This window comes from Vibrio sp. HENC-03 (assembly GCF_000305755.2).
Taxonomy (GTDB): Bacteria; Pseudomonadota; Gammaproteobacteria; order Enterobacterales; family Vibrionaceae; genus Vibrio; species Vibrio owensii.
Genome location: NZ_JH976125.1, coordinates 182,585 through 200,626, shown reverse-complemented (window position 1 = coordinate 200,626; position 18,042 = coordinate 182,585). Strand labels below are relative to the sequence as shown.

The 18,042-nt window shown below is 47.6% G+C and carries 10 protein-coding genes; 5 read left to right on the top strand and 5 right to left on the bottom strand.

What is annotated here, in order from left to right:
* Positions 1-14: 14 nt before the first annotated feature.
* Together nrfD and dsrO are read right to left on the bottom strand one after the other, a co-directional pair.
* The gene (nrfD, locus tag VCHENC03_RS07625) at positions 15-1,112 is read right to left on the bottom strand and encodes an NrfD/PsrC family molybdoenzyme membrane anchor subunit (RefSeq protein WP_009706992.1); all 1,098 of its coding nucleotides are present in this window, start codon (positions 1,110-1,112) and stop codon (positions 15-17) included.
* Positions 1,109-1,876, bottom strand: coding sequence for a sulfate reduction electron transfer complex DsrMKJOP subunit DsrO (gene dsrO, locus VCHENC03_RS07630; RefSeq protein ID WP_009706991.1), 768 nt, complete (start codon positions 1,874-1,876; stop codon positions 1,109-1,111). Before dsrO ends, nrfD begins: the two co-directional genes overlap by 4 nt.
* A gap of 171 nt (positions 1,877-2,047) precedes the next feature.
* Here dsrO and VCHENC03_RS07635 point away from each other — a divergent pair, with 171 nt between their 5' ends.
* Both VCHENC03_RS07635 and VCHENC03_RS07640 read left to right on the top strand, forming a co-directional pair.
* Entirely contained in the window at positions 2,048-3,940 is a 1,893-nt protein-coding gene (locus VCHENC03_RS07635) for a sensor histidine kinase (protein ID WP_009706990.1), read from the top strand.
* Complete coding sequence (locus tag VCHENC03_RS07640; protein ID WP_009706989.1) at positions 3,933-4,532, top strand: response regulator transcription factor; 600 nt, start codon at positions 3,933-3,935, stop codon at positions 4,530-4,532. The genes VCHENC03_RS07635 and VCHENC03_RS07640 overlap by 8 nt, the downstream gene beginning before the upstream one ends.
* Before the next feature lie 97 nt (positions 4,533-4,629).
* Here VCHENC03_RS07640 and VCHENC03_RS07645 read toward each other — a convergent pair whose 3' ends face one another.
* The 3 genes from VCHENC03_RS07645 to VCHENC03_RS07655 all read right to left on the bottom strand — a co-directional run bounded on the left by VCHENC03_RS07645 (position 4,630) and on the right by VCHENC03_RS07655 (position 9,999).
* Entirely contained in the window at positions 4,630-7,722 is a 3,093-nt protein-coding gene (locus VCHENC03_RS07645; protein WP_009706988.1) for a beta-galactosidase, read from the bottom strand.
* Between the two features lie 90 nt (positions 7,723-7,812).
* Positions 7,813-8,688 (bottom strand): MalM family protein, encoded by an 876-nt coding sequence (locus VCHENC03_RS07650; RefSeq protein ID WP_009706987.1) that lies wholly within the window; start codon positions 8,686-8,688, stop codon positions 7,813-7,815.
* A gap of 69 nt (positions 8,689-8,757) precedes the next feature.
* A complete protein-coding gene (locus VCHENC03_RS07655) occupies positions 8,758-9,999 on the bottom strand; it encodes a carbohydrate porin (RefSeq protein ID WP_009706986.1) in 1,242 nt (413 codons plus the stop codon).
* A gap of 838 nt (positions 10,000-10,837) precedes the next feature.
* Between VCHENC03_RS07655 and VCHENC03_RS07660 the strand changes: the two genes are divergently transcribed.
* The 3 genes from VCHENC03_RS07660 (at position 10,838) to VCHENC03_RS07670 (ending at position 18,037) form a co-directional block, all read left to right on the top strand.
* Positions 10,838-12,955, top strand: a complete 2,118-nt coding sequence (locus VCHENC03_RS07660) for an alpha-galactosidase (RefSeq protein WP_009706984.1) — start codon at positions 10,838-10,840, stop codon at positions 12,953-12,955.
* A 395-nt stretch (positions 12,956-13,350) separates the two neighbouring features.
* Positions 13,351-14,724 carry a melibiose:sodium transporter MelB gene (melB, locus tag VCHENC03_RS07665; protein ID WP_005438913.1) on the top strand — a complete coding sequence of 458 codons (1,374 nt, stop codon included), beginning with the start codon at positions 13,351-13,353 and terminating at the stop codon, positions 14,722-14,724.
* 178 nt (positions 14,725-14,902) lie between these two features.
* A complete protein-coding gene (locus VCHENC03_RS07670; RefSeq protein WP_032802910.1) occupies positions 14,903-18,037 on the top strand; it encodes an HD domain-containing phosphohydrolase in 3,135 nt (1,044 codons plus the stop codon).
* The last annotated feature ends 5 nt before the right edge of the window (positions 18,038-18,042 follow it).

Here is an 18,042-nt window from a genome sequence, read left to right as displayed (position 1 = left end):
GAAATCCTCTTAGATCAGTGTTGAGTTAGGGTTGAAGATGTAGATTCACGCTTTGGTTGAATCAGTTCGGAACCAAGTAATGCCAGCGCAATCCACAGTCCAAACATGCCGATGATGCCGAGCAGACCATTACTGCCAATTGGCAAGTCATATGGATATGGGCCAACATCAAACTTAGCGATGGTTTGTACTTCCATCATGGTGATCCAACGAACCGTCCATGCTGTGGTGAGAGCCATCCCAGACATGAATAACACTCGAATGAAGTGACGATTAGTATCACGCAGTGTAAACAGTGCAAGCAGTACGCTACCCAGCAGCAAAGACGTTAGTAATGCGATGTGCTGTACCCATAATGGGGAAGCGTAAAGGGATGAGCTGGCATTGTTCGAAGCCCAGATAGGAATCAACAGCAACGATAATGCGCCGCTAATTGCGGTCGTCTGACGCAGTAAACGAGTATCTCCGAAGGTCAGGCGGTCCGACTTCGATGGAATCAAAAGCCAAATAAGTAGGGTAAAACCGACCGCGCCAATAAACGCAGTCACAAACCAAAGCACAGGTGATGCAGGTTGATGCCACAACGAACGAGATTTCACGATCGCAATCTCTGCGCCAGTGTAAAGCGCGATGGTGAGGCCAGATAAGACCGTCACAATCGACACAGTAATCATCAGCTTACGGCTGGTTTTCCAACGACCTAGCGAGAGCTTCGCAAGAAGCGGAAATACCTTACCCGGTTGGCTCTCTAGGTTGATCAATTCATTACGCAGATATAGCCATGCCGTTGCCACAGCCAAGCCAGAGAACAGAGGTAAGAACAACGAACCTAATGACATCCAAGACCAAGGGGTGAGATGTGCGTAGAAATGCCAAGCACGCCCCGGCTGGTGGAGATCGCCTGTTAACGCGAGCGGGCCAACGATCGCGCCAATTGCAAGAGTCAGCACCAAGGCGGCGCGCAGACGATGGCTAGTGTGAGATTCAAACAACAGCGCGATTAAGAACAAAATAGCCGCCGCATAAGCTGAGCCAATGTAGAAGAAATATTGTACCGCCCAAGGAAGCCAAGCGATGGCCTGAGGCTGTACGAGCACTTCGGTTATGTTCATGCTTTTTCTCCTTGTGGATCGTAAATCGCAGGCTGACCTTCAATGTGTTGAGTGAAGCGTTCATTCATGCCGATGTAGAACACGTGAGGTTTGGTGTCTTCGTTTGGCTTAAGCACTTTGATGTCGTCTTGGTGCTCTGTCATCAGGCGGCGAACTTCGCTGTTCGGATCGTTGATGTCACCAATCACGCGAGCACCACCGACACACGTTTCCACACAAGCTGGCAGCAAACCTTCTTCAAGGCGATGTGCGCAGAAAGTACATTTATCCGCAGTTAGGGTCTCTTCGTTGATGAAACGCGCATCGTAAGGGCAGGCTTGAACGCAGTATGCACACGCCACGCAGCGACTGTTATCGACCATCACGATGCCGTCTTCTCGTTGGAAGGTGGCTTGCACCGGACAAACAGCCACACACGGTGGGTTATCACAGTGGTTACACAAGCGTGGCAGCATGAAAGACTTCACTTCTTCTGTCGCGGTTGAGCCATCATCGAGGGTGACTTCATACTGTTTAACCGTGGTTCGGAACTGGCCAATAGGGGCTTGGTTCTCGATGCTGCAACCGACAGTACAAGCCTGACAGCCAACGCATTTACGCAAGTCGACAACCATGGCGTAGCGTTTACCGACTTGGCCTTTACGGTCTGGTTCATTGTTGTTTCTGATCACCGTGCCTGCTGTGGCTGTGCCAATTCCGGCTATCGGAATCAGCGCAGCGCCTGCGGTAACGGCACTGAGAAAACGGCGTTTGGTGGAATCCATAACTCACCTGCTAAGATTGATTAGAGCTTGTTTTCATTGTCAGAATTGCAGCCGTTTGCCGATATAGTGGATTTCCACATACCGAGAGCAAAGTTGATCTAAAACAAATGTGGATTCCGCTATGTTGCTGTTATTCTGATGCTCCCAATACCGAGGATTAAGAAACAATTCATGCTGAAAAAATCGCTAAACTTCATTCGCTTATGGATTGTTTTTATCAGTCTTATGCTCGGCTGCTTGATGGCTTCTTTTGCACATGCAGCACCAACGCAGACATTAGATTCCAGCGCTTTCTCTAAACCGCAAGTCGATGTAGGTGTGCTAGCCATACGTGGCCATTTATATGCGGAGCAGCGTTGGCAACCGACGATTTACTGGCTCAATCAACAGATCCCTGAAGTGCGGTTTGTTCTCCATCCGCTAGATCTCGATGGCATGACCAAAGCAGTCGAAAACCAAAGTATGGATTTCATTCTCACTAACCCCGGACAAGCGGTGCGTTTGGGACGTCAGTACGCGTTGTCTTGGATAGCGACGTTGACCAGCCAAGCGCCAGAAAACTCCAATTACGGCATTGGGTCGGCGTTGGTGGTGCGTTCTGATTCGCCTTATTCCACACTCAATGATGTTTCCGGTTTGCCGATTGCAGCAGTGTCAGAGAAAGCCTTTGGCGGTTACCTCACATTGCGTTATCAAGTGATAGAGAAAGGATTAGATCCGAATGACTTTTTCTCGGACGTGCGCTTTTTAGGTTTCCCAATTGATGCCAATCTCTACCAACTGCGTGATCACAATGTGGAAGCCGCCGTGGTTCCAGCTTGTTTGGTTGAGCAAATGGAAGGTGAAGGGCTATTGGAAGAGGGGCAACTGCGGGTTTTAAGTCCGCTTAAACTTCCTCAAACCGAGTGTGCAGTGTCGACGCCCTTGTATCCAAATTGGTCCTTTGCGAAAACGGAACGTGGCTCGTCTCAATTAGCCAAGAAGATCAGTCGAGTCTTACTTGCGATGCCTGCCGATAATCCCGCTGCGATTGCAGCTAAAGCATCCGGTTGGACATCACCAGTCAGCTTGTTGTCGATAGATAAACTCTACCAAGCGATGGACTTGCACCCACTGCAGCAACCTTGGTGGAAAGAGGCGCTACGCTGGCTGCGTTTCCATCAAGAATGGGCGTGGGCGTTATTTCTGTTTGTGATTGTGTTGAACATTTACCACTTCTGGCTGGAGTATCGTTTCAGCAAGAGTAAACAAGCGCTAGAGAAAACCTTACTGCGTTTAAAAGAGAAGAGCGAAATGCTAGAGCACTCACAACGAGTGGCCATTGTGGGCGAATTAGGCAGCAGTCTTGCGCACGAGATAAACCAACCTTTAGCGGCGATCCGAAACTACAGCGAAGGTGGTTTGTTACGATTAGCTAAGAAGCGTCCTCATGAAGATATCGTGCCGGTATTAGAAAAGATCCAGACCCAAGTAGAACGCGCCGACGCGATCGTTTGTCGCTTGCGAACCTTAATTAAAAAGCGCAGTGTCGACATGGCGGCATGCGATGTGGAGCAACTGATCTCTGATACGGTGGAGCTGCTGAATTTCCGCTTGCAGAAGCAAGGCATTGAAGTGGTTCGTAGCAGCGAAGGACAAGCCCAATGGGTCGAAGCTGATGCCGTAGGTCTGCAGCAAGTGTTGGTGAACGTGATGAACAACTCGATAGATGCTTGTGTGATGTACGCAGAAAATCACCCTAATAATTATCAAGGCAAAATTGCGCTTCACACGGATTATCAAGCGCAAAGTATGTCGATTCGAGTGTTGGATAACGGTACGGGCTTGGAGCATGAGAACCCGACCGCTGCCTTTGTGAGTACAAAACAGGAAGGATTAGGGCTGGGGCTGGCGATCTGTCGTGATGTTATGGAGATGCACGGTGGTGAATTCGTTATCCAATCTACTCAGCCACACGGTTGCTTGGTGGTATTAACCTTGCCGTATCAAACCATGAAAACAACCGATGCAAAACGCAATGAAGAAGAGCAAACAAAAAGAAACACAGGAGAAGTGAATGAGTGATAAGCAACTGCCCGTATTTGTGGTCGACGATGATGAGTCGGTGCGAGATTCGTTGGCGTTTATGCTCGAAGAACATGACTTCTCTGTGACGACGTTTGCCGATGGACAGGCATTTCTTGATGGCGTGAATATCCATCAAGCAGGTTGTGTAATTCTGGATAGCCGAATGCCCAATTTGCGTGGCCAACAAGTGCATCAAATTCTCAATGAAGCCAAAAGTCCACTGGCGGTGATTTACTTAACCGGACATGGCGATGTGCCAATGGCGGTGGATGCGCTGCAAGCAGGCGCGGTGAATTTCTTCCAAAAACCGGTAAAAGGGGATGAGCTGGCACAAGCGATTTTGAAAGGCCAAGTTCAGTCTGCGGCGAATCTGGATATCGCGGGCGCGAAAGCGGCATATGAATCGCTGACGCCAAGAGAGAAAGACATTCTGCGTTTGATCATCGCTGGCAAACGCAATATTCGCATTGCCGATGAGCTGTGTATTGCGATGCGAACGGTGGAAGTGCATCGCGCAAGTCTGTTGAAAAAGTTCTCAGCGAAAACCGTGGCAGAGCTCGCTTACATCTACGGCAAACTGGCGCAATAAAACCAGCATAAAACTTATGCTCAAATAAAAAAATCCCCAAGCCGAAACTTGGGGATTAAGCCACACTGACGTGTTTTATGTTTAGGATATCAATCGATTACTGAGCAGGTTTAAACGTCACTTTGTAAGCGTATTGATTGTCCGTTAACTGGAATTCCTTGTGCACACTAGGGCTCCAAGAGTCATCACCGCCAACGCCCATGTGTTTATGGTCTAGGCGCACGTAAATCTTCTCTTCCGCGACCAAATCGTTGGTGTGTTTCGCTGTTGCTAAGTGTTGCTGAGCGTACTGACTCACACTGAACTGGAAGTCACCCGAGATTTCTAACTCATTCACCTTCAACCATTGCGTACCACAACGCAGACCGCTATCGGTTGGGAAAATGTATGGCGTGTGCATTTGCTCAAGTGTTTGTGTGTGCTGGCCGAAGCGCGCCGCTGCCAAACGGTCAGGGTAGTTTTCAAATGGACCTAAGCCTTGCCATGTGATCGGCGCGTTTTGCTCATTCAATGGCAGTTCGAATTCCAAACCGATGCGTGGCATTGGTGGTAAATCATCAGCCAATTTCACGTCGACAGCCAATGCCATCTCACCGTTATTGCTTAGTGTGTGTGTCCAAGTCGTGATCGCCTGTACTTCACCATTAAAGTGGTAAGCGAACGTCGAAGTCACTTTCACTGCATGCGCCAGAGTTTCACTGTGGCAAGCGACACATTGGCGTTCCCACTGGCCGATACCCGCCATGTCCCAACGACACATCCAAGCGTTTGGATCGACGTTGTCGATTTCGCTCACACCGATGTCGTTATCTAGTGGCGCACGGAAGAAGTTATCTTGTGGTGCCGCAAGCATTTGTGCTTCGCCATCGACACGCCAGTCGGTCATCAAGCCAGTTTGACTATCCCAACGCCATTGATATTTTTCATCCACGCTAGACACCAAAATGGCATTGTCTTGCTGCGTTAACATTGGCGCTAGTTGCGTTTCCAATGTTGGTAGAGCAAGGCCTGCTGTATTGCGTAGTGACATTTGCTCAGAAGCAACGACGTGTTCTGCGTCTGCCCAAGGCGTTGCAGCAATCAGAGTAATGTCGGTATTTAAGTGATATTGCGCTTCCGCATTTGGCGTGAAGTTAAGGGCAATCTCAATGCTTGCTTGGCTGTCGGCTTCTACGTTAAGCGCCAATGAACCCGTTTGGATGACTTTGCCATCTTCCAACAGAGACCAGTTCAATTGCTCGTTATCGGTTGCGCGGAACAAGTTCTCGTTAGTTACCAATAGTGTGCAAGCTTCTTTGGTTTGCTTTTGCAGTGACACAGTGATCATGCGTTGGCAATATTTTGCTTCTTCCAACGTTGGATGAACCGTGCGATCTGGGAAGATCAAACCGTTGATGCAGAACTGACGGTCATTGATTTCATCGCCAAAGTCGCCGCCGTAAGCCCAGAAATGTTGGTCGTTTTCATCCCATTGGCTCAAACCTTGATCCACCCAATCCCAAATAAAGCCGCCTTGTAGGCGAGGGTAATCGCGGAACGCATCCCAGTAGTCATTAAAGCTACCCAGACTGTTGCCCATCGCGTGTGCGTATTCACACAAGATCAAAGGACGAGTTTCATTTGGTAACGACACCCATTTCTTGATTGCCCATTTAGGCACGGCTTCGTCTTCGATGACCGTATTAACACGCGCGTACATTGGCGCAATGATGTCGGTTGCCGTGGTGTTTGAACCGCCGCCTTCGTATTGCACTGGGCGAGAAGGGTCGTAGTTTTTAGACCAAGCGTACATGGCATTGTGGTTGCTGCCGTGACCGGATTCGTTACCTAAAGACCAGATGATGATCGAAGGGTGGTTCTTATCGCGCATCACCATTTGGGTGTAGCGGCTCATGTAAGCGTGCGCCCATTGTGGATCGCTCGATAGGCGGTTCATTGGTTGCATGCCATGGGTTTCGATGTTCGCTTCATCGCACACATACAAGCCGTATTGGTCACACAGTTCGTACCAACGAGGGTGGTTCGGGTAGTGCGCTGTACGTACCGCGTTGAAGTTGTATTGCTTCATCAAGCAGATGTCGCGGATCATGTCTTCTTCCGTCATCACATGACCAAGCTCTGGGTGATGTTCGTGACGGTTCACGCCGCGGATCAACAAAGGCTTACCGTTTAGCTTCAATTGGCCATCGGTGATTTCGACTTTACGGAAGCCCACAGGGTACGCTTCGCTTTCTAAGTGCGTGCCATTTTCATCCAACAATGAAACGACTAAGCGGTAAAGGTTCGGTGTTTCCGCTGTCCATTTCTTTGGCTCGCGTACGTGCAATGTTTGGAATACCACGTCATCCCACGTACCACGTTCGTCAATGCGACGGTTGTGCGGACAGTCGATGCGTGGCTCTGTCACGGCTTGTTCGCCATCAAACAGCTGCAATTGAACTTGGTAGGTGTCAGGCGCAGAAATCGAAGTCACAACCGACAGTGAACCATCGCGGTAACACGCGTCTAAATCCGGTGTGATGAACACATCTTCAATGCAGTGTTGTGGTTTAGACAGCAAAGTCACGTCGCGGAAGATACCACTTAGCCACCACATATCTTGGTCTTCTAGGTAGCTGCCATCACTCCAACGAATCACCATGACGGCAAGACTGTTGTCACCCGCAACAAGGTAAGGCGTTAGGTCGAATTCGGAAGGCAGACGGCTGTCTTGACTGTAGCCAACCCAAGTGCCGTTACACCAAAGGTGGAAAGCTGAGTTCACGCCATCAAAGATAATGCGCTGCGTATTGGCTAAGTCTTCTGCTGAAAGTGACACGGTAGTGCGGTAGCAACCCGTTGGGTTATCACTTGGTACAAACGGCGGGTTTACTTCGAATGGGTATTTCACGTTGGCGTAGATAGGCTTGTCGTAACCTTGCATTTGCCAGTTTGAAGGGACAGTAATCTCATCCCAGTCTTTGTCATTGAATTGTGACTCGATGAACTCGCCGTCAACTTGCTCTGGCGCATCAAACAGTTTGAATTTCCATTGTCCGTTCAGCGATTGACGCTGGGCTTGAATACCGTCGCGGGCATGGTCAATATCGCGGAAACTGGAAAGAGGGCTGTGAGCCTTAAGACAGTGAATGTTCACTGATTGCGGGTTTTCCCAGTCGCGTCTTTGGAGAATTTCTGAAAATGCCTTCATGGTTTTCCTACTTAACTTTTTGTTTCTAATCTTGTTTCGCTACGGAGTTTGAGTCCGTAGCGAGAGTGTCTTTGTTCTTGTTGTGAAGCGTTATTTTGCTAATTGCTTCACGAGATAATCTTTTGCTTGGGTAAAGCCTTGCTCAGCTGCTTGGTTGGCAATCGCCGCCGCTTGTTTTACGTCGTTGTCTTTGAGCGCTGCATCGATTTGAGATTGATACAACGTCCATTCATCTTGTGCTTCAGGCGATGCGGCAGGGGTTAACTCTGCTTTTGCGGTGTCGTTGGTTTGTGTGCCCAATTCCGCCAAAAGCGTTAATACCGCGTTGTTGTCGGAGGCACTCGCCGTAACATCAATAACGCCAAAAGGTTGGAACTGAGCAGTGAGCGGAAGCTGTTTACTGCCAATGACGTTTTGCGTTTCTGCATAGACTTCTTCTGGGTGTTTGCGAGTCAATTCGGTGCCAAGCAGTGTCGAATCTGAAGCGATGACCACGTATTTCGCGCCATTAAGTTGTGGGTTCACCGCGATCACTTGTTCAACACGTTCTAAGCCGCGCATGCCCGTTGTGTGGTAGCTAAAGTCTTTTGCTGAGTAATCGGATAGAAGCTGCCATTTCGCGTCATAAATAAGAACGTTCGCAGCAAATAGCGCATTGTTATCAATATAAGAGCGAACAAGTAGCGAGAATGGCGCGTCAGAAGTGATTTGGTAGCTCATCACCGGGAGCGGTTTGGATGAAGCAGAATCTGAGGAAAGTAAAACCGCACTGCTCAAGCTCGGCAGATTTGCATCCATAACCACCTGCTGGTGGAAAGGAATCGATAGGGCGGTCAGAGGCAAAGCATCTAACGTTGAGCAACATTGCGGTTGGCTCAAATCAGTATTAAAGGTTTGCTCTGGTAATCCACTGCACGCGCCAAGAGACAGAGCCATGAATAGAGTTGCTAGCGGTTTTAGTTTCATCTGCGTTGTCCTTTGTGGGGTGAGCGTATTACTCACCCCGTTGGGTTCATAAATAGTAGCGGGTTTGGATTACCACCATGTTTCGACGTTAAAGCCGAAGGTGATTTCGTCGACGTTTTGTCCACCAGTGCTGCGAGCATGGCCGTAGACTTCGCCGCCACGGTTCCACTCATCGGTTTTCTCTGAGTAGGTCGCGAACAAGCGCAGTGATGGACGAGCCCAAACGCCTTTGCCTGCTTGGAACATTTGCGCCACCGTTACTTTGTACATGTCGTTGGTGCCAGCACCGTTTTGTGCTTCGACTGATTCGTAGCCAACTTCAAGTGCGGTTGCCATGTATTCTGTCCAGCTGTATTGAGGGCGAGCACCCACACTGAACCATTTCTCACCTTCGTTGTTATCCAGGTTTTTGTCTTGGTAAGCGATGGAGTACATCACTTGGAAATCTTCATTCACGTTAAGATCGCCAGAGTTGAAAATACGCCAGCTGTAACCATCGTGCTCAACGCCTGTGTTGTATTTACGGTTTGAGCCGCCTTCAGCACTCATTAAGCCGCCCGCAAGCGCATCCGTACCGTATTGGAAAGCGAATGTGTTTGAACCATAGTTCCAAGCTTGACGGTAAAGTGCAGAAAGCATGGCGCCAGAAGTGGTGATGTCACTTTTGTCATAGCTAGAGTTTTGCGTGAACACATAGTTCAAACCGACCGTAAGATCTGCACTGTCGCTCAGTTCAATACCGCTCAAACGTGCGTCGATGTTGTGTAAACTGCGGCCATCTGCGCTAGAGTTTGGCGCCATCCATGCGATGTGGCCTTTAGCAAAGCCAAGATCCCAGTTTTCAATACCGATACCTGTGCTCGATGTGTCCCAGTATTTAATGTCGATCATGTGCACTTCATGACGGCGGTAAAAACGTTCGCCCGCCCAAACAGTCGCATCCGCTTGGCCTTCAAACAGCCCATGACCTGACGACCACATTTGGATCAAGCTAACGTCACCCCAGCTTTCGCCACTACCAAGGTAAAGAGTGGTATCAAAGTACGCGTCGCCTTGTTGCCAAACGTCGGCTTTGAGGCCCGCTTCCCACCAGTTCAGTTCGTTACCCAAACGGTAGTTACCGTAACCTTGACCAGCACGAATCACATCGTTGCGTTCGCCTTTGCCACCATTGTGTTCATCGTTATCGGTGTAAATGTTGCCCCACTTGGCGTAGCCAAAGTAAGTGATGTTCTCCACTGCAGCCATACCAGCAAGCGGTGCTAGGGCGAGGGTTAACCCAAGCGCTCTTACAAGCGTCTTTTGTTTCATGAAGTGTCTCCATTCTATTTTTATGGATTTATTCTTTATTGGTTTGAGTCCTAACTCGCTGCGCAGTGTAAATAAACTCTGGAAACGTTTTCATGATGAGGTTGGCATTTTTGTCGTAATGAGGGGTTTATTACTATTTTGTGTGATTGCGATCTCTTAAATTGAGGTTTTAAGCGCGATTTTAGATTGATTTCTAACCGCGCAAGTTGGAATCGTTTACTTTGGTTGGGCTGTGTTTGGGGGTGGATATTTGGGTTGATGTTATTTAAAGTTCTGATTTAAATTGGATTTTTTCTAAGAAAAGGAAGTTATTAGGAAGAAGAGGAAAGAGAGCCCAATTGAAATCAACTGGGCATGTGAGACAAGGAAGCATATACAACAATTGGTTCGCGGGCGCACTGCACACGAGCATTTGCGGTATCGTCAAACTGGGATTTTGAGTTAGGACCCAAGAGAGACACTTCATAAAGAATCTCGAAGCCTCAAGAATACGGTTGTCGGTTAACCACTTCAAGAGGTGAGGAGTTCAACTGAGCGGTCTGTAACCTTATTTATGATTTTATTGTTGTAAGGTAATGAATTAAATAACGAAAAATTCTTTATAAATCAGTTTGGTATTCGAATTTACGTGCAGTGCTTTAAAGAACTCAGTCAACAAAGAATCTGAGATTTTTGGAGCTGATCGTAGCGTAATATAAGAAGGAATAAGGCGTAGCGGGCGATGGCACAAGTTTGAAAAACTTACTGTAAACGTTTCCATGATTTTGGTGTGGCTCACAGATTTTTTTGTTTTTTTCATTATGATGCAGCGTAATTTCCAGTTTCAAGGTAAGACAAGATGACGGACAAAACACTGATTGAGCTAACCGGTCAGCAAACTCAATTGATTGTAGAGTTGGGCGAATATGCAGAGATTCTGCATTGGGGACAAAAAGTAAGTGGTGACCTTAGTGGTTTTCGCATGGCTTTACATCGTCCCGTGCCATACGGTCGTTTGGACAGCGATGTATCCATGACTCTACACCCAGAGCTTGGTCGTGGCGTTTTCAGCAGCCCTGGTGTGGAAGGGCATCGCGATGGTCAAGATTGGGCTCCAGTGTTTGTCATCTCCCATATTGAACAACAGCAAGACAGTATTGTGATTGAGAGCGAAGATGCAATCGCAGGTCTTCGTTTACAAACCGAGCTTAAGCTTGATAGCAACGATGTGGTGAAAACGCGTCATACGCTCACCAACAAAAAAGCAGGCGTTTATCATGTGAACCGTCTTGCCAATACGTTGCCTTTGCCAGCTCGTGCGAATGAGTTGATGACTTATTACGGGCGCTGGGTTCATGAGTTCCAAACGGTGCGCCAGCCATTGCTGCAAGGCGGCTACCAACAAGAAAACCGTCGTGGACGTACTTCTCATGAGCATTATCCTGCGCTTGTTGCCGGCACGACTCACTTTGATGAAATGAATGGCGATGTGTGGGGCTTCCATTTCGCATGGAGTGGCAACCACAGATTACGTGTAGATGTGAAAGCCGATGGCCGCCGTTACATGCAAGCTGAAGTTATTTACCTGCCTGGTGAAGTGGCGCTAAAAGAAGGTGAGAGCATTACGACGCCTTGGTTGTACGCGAGCCACAGTAATTGTGGTTTGAATGGTATGAGTCATCACTTCCACTCTCATGTGCGTGAAACGATTTTGCCGAGTGATTTCACGGACAAACCTCGCCCGATCCACCTCAACACGTGGGAAGGCATCTACTTCGACCACGATCCAGAATACATCATGTCGATGGCAACTCAGTCGGCAGAGATGGGTGTAGAACGCTTTATCATTGATGATGGTTGGTTTAAAGGGCGTAACGGTGACAAAGCAGGGCTAGGGGATTGGTTCCTGTGTGAAGCTAAGTACCCAAATGGCTTGCACCCGATTGTGGAACACGTAAATAAATTGGGCATGGAATTTGGCTTGTGGTTTGAGCCAGAGATGATCAACAAAGATTCCGAGTTGTTCCGTACTCATCCTGATTGGTTACTGGCTGTAAACGGTTACGATCAGCCAACTGGTCGCAACCAATACGTGATTAACCTACAAAACGATGATGCGTTTAACTTCTTGTTTGAGCGATTGGATCATTTCCTCTCGACTTACAATATCGCTTACATCAAGTGGGATATGAACCGCGAAGTCGTTCAGCCAGCGCACTTAGGTCAGGCTGCGGCGCACAATCAAACCCAACGTTACTACCAGTTAGTTGATAAAGTTCGTGAAAAGCACCCGAAAGTGGAGATTGAATCTTGCGCGGCAGGTGGTGGTCGTATTGATTTTGAGGTTCTGAAACGCACGCATCGATTCTGGGCTTCAGACAATAACGACGCACTTGAGCGTCAAACCATTCAACGCGGTATGAGCTACTTCTTCCCGCCAGAAGTGATGGGCAGCCATATTGGTGCTAGCCACTGTCATAGTACGCGCCGTCGTCACAGCATTGAGTTCCGTGGGCTTACAGCACTGTTCGGTCACATGGGGATTGAGCTTGACCCAGTGAAAGAAGAACAAGCGGAAAAAGAAGGCTTTGAACGCTACATCAAGCTGCACAAGATGCTGCGCCCATTGCTACACAGCGGCAGAACTTGGCGAATCCCAACGGACGATAAAGCGCATCTAATTCATGCGGTTGTCTCAAACGATCAATCGGAAGCTGTGGTTATGATTGCGCAACTCGCGATGCCAACGAACTCTTTAAGTGGGCATTTGCGCGTACCGGGCTTGGTTCCACAAGCGACATATCGAGTGACGGTATTGGATAAACCGTCTAACTACGATGACATCGTGAATTACCAACCGCCTTGGACTGAATCGGGTTGTGAGCTATCTGGCGCATGGTGTGAAGAGGTAGGCTTGACCATGCCAATCCTCGATGCTGAAAGTGCCATGCTGGTGAAGTTCGAACGTATTCATTAAGCCTTATCTATTTAGAACCTTGCCTATTTAGAATCATAGCTATTTAGACGATTTCATCGTTTCTCATTGGTTTTCTATCGCCGTACAAACATCAGGTTTGTACGGCTTTTTGCGTTGGTTTTAAATGGCCGATTTGAAATCGTTCTCATGCTTAATGAGCGTAAAGTGTTGATAAAATGGCGTAAATAACACGATCTCCTCGCATTAATAGGTCTAAATATTGTTCGATGTCTCATTTTGAAAACTTGCCTGTAAACGTTTCCATAAAGCGGTTTTTGATCACAGTAAGGCATTCAGTGTGTGAGTAGCATTAGCATCGAAATATAAATAAAAGACGTCGACGTTATGAATTCTAGTTAGGGGAATGAATAGCAGTACGACACTAAGGAACTATTATGTCTGATAAAATTACGCTACAAACCAAGCTGTCCTACGGCCTTGGCGCACTCGGTAAAGACTTTGCCTGTGCACCTATCTACATCTTCTTAATGTTCTACTTCACTGACGTAGCTGGCTTGTCTGCTGCTTTCGTTGGTACCATCTTCTTAGCCGCTCGTATTATTGATGCGATTACTGACCCAATGATGGGTGTGATCGTGGACAACACGCGCTCAAAATTCGGTAAATTCCGTCCTTGGATTGTGATTGGTACGTTATTAAACGCAGTAGTACTGGTTGGCCTTTTCAGTACTCACATGTTTGAAGGTACTACGCTTTACATCTACGCAGCAGCGGCATACATCCTTTGGGGTCTAACGTACACCATTATGGATATTCCTTACTGGTCAATGATTCCTGCGCTATCAAGCTCTCGCCAAGAACGTGAAAAGCTGGTGGTATGGCCACGTCTGTTCGCTAGCCTTGCATGGTTCATTACTGGTACTTACGGTCTGCACATCGTGGGCGAGCTAGGTAACGGCAACCAAGGTGACGGTTTCTTCAATGTTGCGATGCTGATTGCGGTTCTGTTTGTAATGAGTGCATTCTTGATTGCTCGTAACGTAAAAGAGAAAGCAGCACCAGCTAACGCAAAACCAGCAGAGAAATTCAGCTTCAAAGACGTTTTGACTATCATCGGTAAAAACGATCAGCTTAAAGCGCTAATCGGCACGGTTCTGTCTTTCCAAATTGCGAACCTATTGGTTGGTGGCTTTGCGATTTACTACTTCTCTTACGCACTGGGTAACGCGGAGCTATTCCCGGTTTACATGGCGGTTGCAGGCGCAGCAGAAGTAGCGGGTGTGTTCTTGTTCCCTCGTATCGCTTCTCTATTACCACGTAAACTTCTATGGCCTATCGCTTGTGGCTTCCCAATTCTGTCTTGTGTACTTCTACTATTGATGGGCTTCATCGCTCCAGCTAACGCGCTAATGATTGGTATGGCGGGTGCGGCAATTAAATTTGGTGTGGGTATCGCGAACGCGCTGCAAACTGTAATGCTGGCCGACGTGGTGGACTACGGTGAGCACAAAACAGGTCGTCGTAGCGAGAGCGTTATCTTCTCAGTACAAACCATGCTTGTGAAATTCGCAGGCGCAGCAGGTGGCTTCATCGTGGGTGTTGGTCTGTCTGTTGTGGGTTACGTACCAAACGTGGAGCAATCAGCAAGCACCATTATGGGCTTAGAATTTATGATGATTGGTCTACCTGCAATCATGATGACCATCAGTGGCGTAATTTACCAACGTTACTACCATCTGCACGAAGGCTTCAACAAAGAAGAAGCTGAGCAACAAACTCAAGTTGAAAGCGTACCAGCACAAGCGTAATCGTTACGTTTTCACTTAAGTACCCCAACTCAATTTAGTCACTAAGATAAAGCGCCTCCAGATGGAGGCGTTTTTGTTTGCTTCGATAAAATTTCTTGATTGGCTGAAATCCATTTTTTAGACAATAATTTCAGTTGGTTAAAGGATTAAGGCGCTTGGATTACTCCAAGATAAAACGATGAAAAAACGTAAACGCATTTCGTTAAGGACAGCGCTAGGGTTGATGTTTGTCTTCTGTACCCTAGTGACAGTAGGTGTGGCGATAGTTTTGCAATACCACTTTGCAAGAAAAACTGAGCTGCAACACACCCTCACTCGATATCAAGCCATCGCGACAGGGGTATCGAGTCATCTATCGAATTTACAACACTTAGCTGAGACCGTGACACGAAGTGGTGCGCAGTTAGTGTCGCTCATCGGGGTAGATACACCCGAAGAGAGCATCATCATCCCGTTATCTAAGTTACTGGTTCGTGAGCCCAGTATTCACAGCATTTTTGTTGCAAAAGCGAATAACGATTTCTTCCAGCTGATCAACCTTTCTTCAGACGAAATACGTTCCCGAGTGGAAGCGCAACCCGGCGATAAATGGTTGTTGATTGTTCACAGTGGCGTGAAGCGAGAACGTCGTAAGGTGAGTATTTACTACGATGCAAACTTTGTATCACGCCATGCTTCTGATGAGTTCAGTAACTTCATCCCGACTCAGCGCAGCTGGTTTGAAAATGCCGATTACGATGACACTTATAACACCTCTCCGTATCTGTTTAACACGCTAAAAGTCTCGGGAGAAACCTTCTCCATCAAGGTGCCAGAATCCGATACCGTAGTTGGGGTGGACATTCTTCTCTCCTCGCTTGAGGCTCAACTCACCAGCCGTTTTATCGAAAATAAGCAAGCCTCAGAAGCGGAAGCGTTTATCTACCAAGCGAACGGTCGGTTGATTGCAACCAACAAGATGATCGACATCGAAGAGCGCTTGCCCTTGGTTTCTCCGGTGAACTTAACGGATGAGCAGCGAGCACTGGTAGCACAAACGCCAGAGTTGAAAGTGTCGAACCAAAATAACTGGGCTCCGGTTGATTACACTGTTGGCGGTCGGCCAAATGGCTTCTCGATTGATCTGTTTAAGATGATTTCTGAAATGACCGGATTAAAGTTTAAGTTTGTGAACGGTCGAAGTTGGAATGAGCTCGTCAACGACTTTAAAAATGGCAATATCGATATTCTTCAATCGATTGCCGACCAAGATGATCTTTCGAGTATCGGTGTAGTGGGTGAACCTCTTTATCACGCAAAGTTTGCGTTACTCACCAAAGAAGAAAACAAGCACATCAATACCTTAGAGCAAGTGAAGAATGAAAGAATTGGCTTGCTGAAAGGGTGGAGCATTCAAGATGACTTGTTAGAAGCTTATCCGCAAATGACCATCGTCAATTACGCTTCTTTGCACGATGCGATCGACGGGGTATTGAACGGTGACATCGTCGCTGTGCTCGACATTCGTCAAATATTGGTCAACAAAATACGCGAAATGTTCCGTCAGAACTTAGCCATCACTTTGGTTAAGGATTCCAACTTTCCCAACGCATTTTACTACTTGGCGAATGAGGAACAAAGACCTTTAGTTGAGATCATTAACCGCGCCATTGATGCGATTACGCCAGAGCAAAGAAAAGAGCTGCGCGAAAAATGGTTTGAGGGTAAGGAAGCACTGTCGACTTATACCTTTACGCCATACGAAGAATTGGTCAAATTTGCCAAAGATCCTGAGTTCATCAACTCGGTTCAACTGGTGGAGATCAATGGGAAAGACAAATATGTTTTCGTCTCCAAACTTACTCATAAGGAAGAGCGTTACTTTGCTGTCGTGATACCACAAGCTTACGTCATGTCCGGTGTAAATGAAGTGACGCTGTATGCTGTGGGCGCATCTTTGTTTGTTCTTGCGTTGTTGATTCCAGTGGCATGGGAGATGGCGAAACCAATCTCTCAGCCAATCAATATGTTGAGAAAGCAAGTCAGATTTGTACGCGATCGCGAATACGACAAAGTACAGCGTGTTCATTCTCGCATCGAAGAGATTCACCAACTTGGTCTTTCAGTGATGCGAGGCAGCAACTCGCTTAAGCAGTTTGAACAAAGGCAAAATGAGTTCTTTGAATCTGTCATTCAGCTTATCGCACGTGCGATCGATGAAAAGTCTCCGTACACGGCAGGACACTGTAACCGTGTGCCGGAGATTGCTTTGATGTTGGCGGAAGAAGCCGAGAAGTCAGAACAAGGGGCGTTTGAGTCGTTCGCTTTTGAAAGCGATGAAGAGCGTCGTGAGTTCCGCATTGCTGCTTGGCTTCATGATTGTGGCAAGATCGCGACGCCTGAGTATGTGGTTGATAAAGGCAGTAAACTAGAAACCAACTACAACCGCATTCACGAAGTTCGCATGCGATTCGAGGTGCTGTGGCGAGATGCGCAGATTCAATATCTACTCAAAAAGCTAAAAACGATGGGTGTCGATGAGCAACCCGAGAAAGCATTGGAACAAGAATTTGCGGCGCTGAAAGAAGAGTTCGAATTTGTCGCCAATGCGAACGTGGGGGCGGAGTTTATGTCGGATCAAGACATCGAGCGTCTACACAAGTTGGCCGAGAAAGAGTGGACGCGTTACTTCGATTGTGGACTTGGTTTATCGCCATTAGAAGAAACGCGTTATCAACCACAACCAACGCCAGCAACGGAGAAGCTGCTTTCTGATCGTCCTGAGCATGTAATTGAGCGTGAACAGCCGTTTGATCTCGACCCTGAGTTTGGCATCAATATGACGGTGCCAGAGAAGCTCTACAACCATGGCGAGCTGTATAACTTAGCCGTACAGCGCGGCACGTTGTCAGCAGAAGAGCGCTTTAAGATTAATGAGCACATGATCAGCGGAATCAAGATGCTCGAAAGCATACCGTTCCCACCCGAACTTGAGCGCGTTCCTCGTTACGCTACTACGCACCATGAGGCAATGGAAGGCTTTGGTTATCCAAGAGGTTTGATGGGAGAGGAACTATCAATCCCTGAACGTATTCTGGCAGTAGCGGATATTTTCGAAGCGTTAACCGCGGCTGATCGACCTTACAAGAAAGCCAAGTCCTTGAGTGAGGCAATCAGCATTATGTCGAAAATGGCACTCGGTGGACACATTGATAAAGACGTATTTAAGCTGTTGTTAACCAGCGGCACTTATCTAAGTTACGCCAAGCGTTATCTGCCAGATGAGCTTATTGATGATGTCGATATTGAGGACTATATAGAGAAGCTATCTTAGCCTTC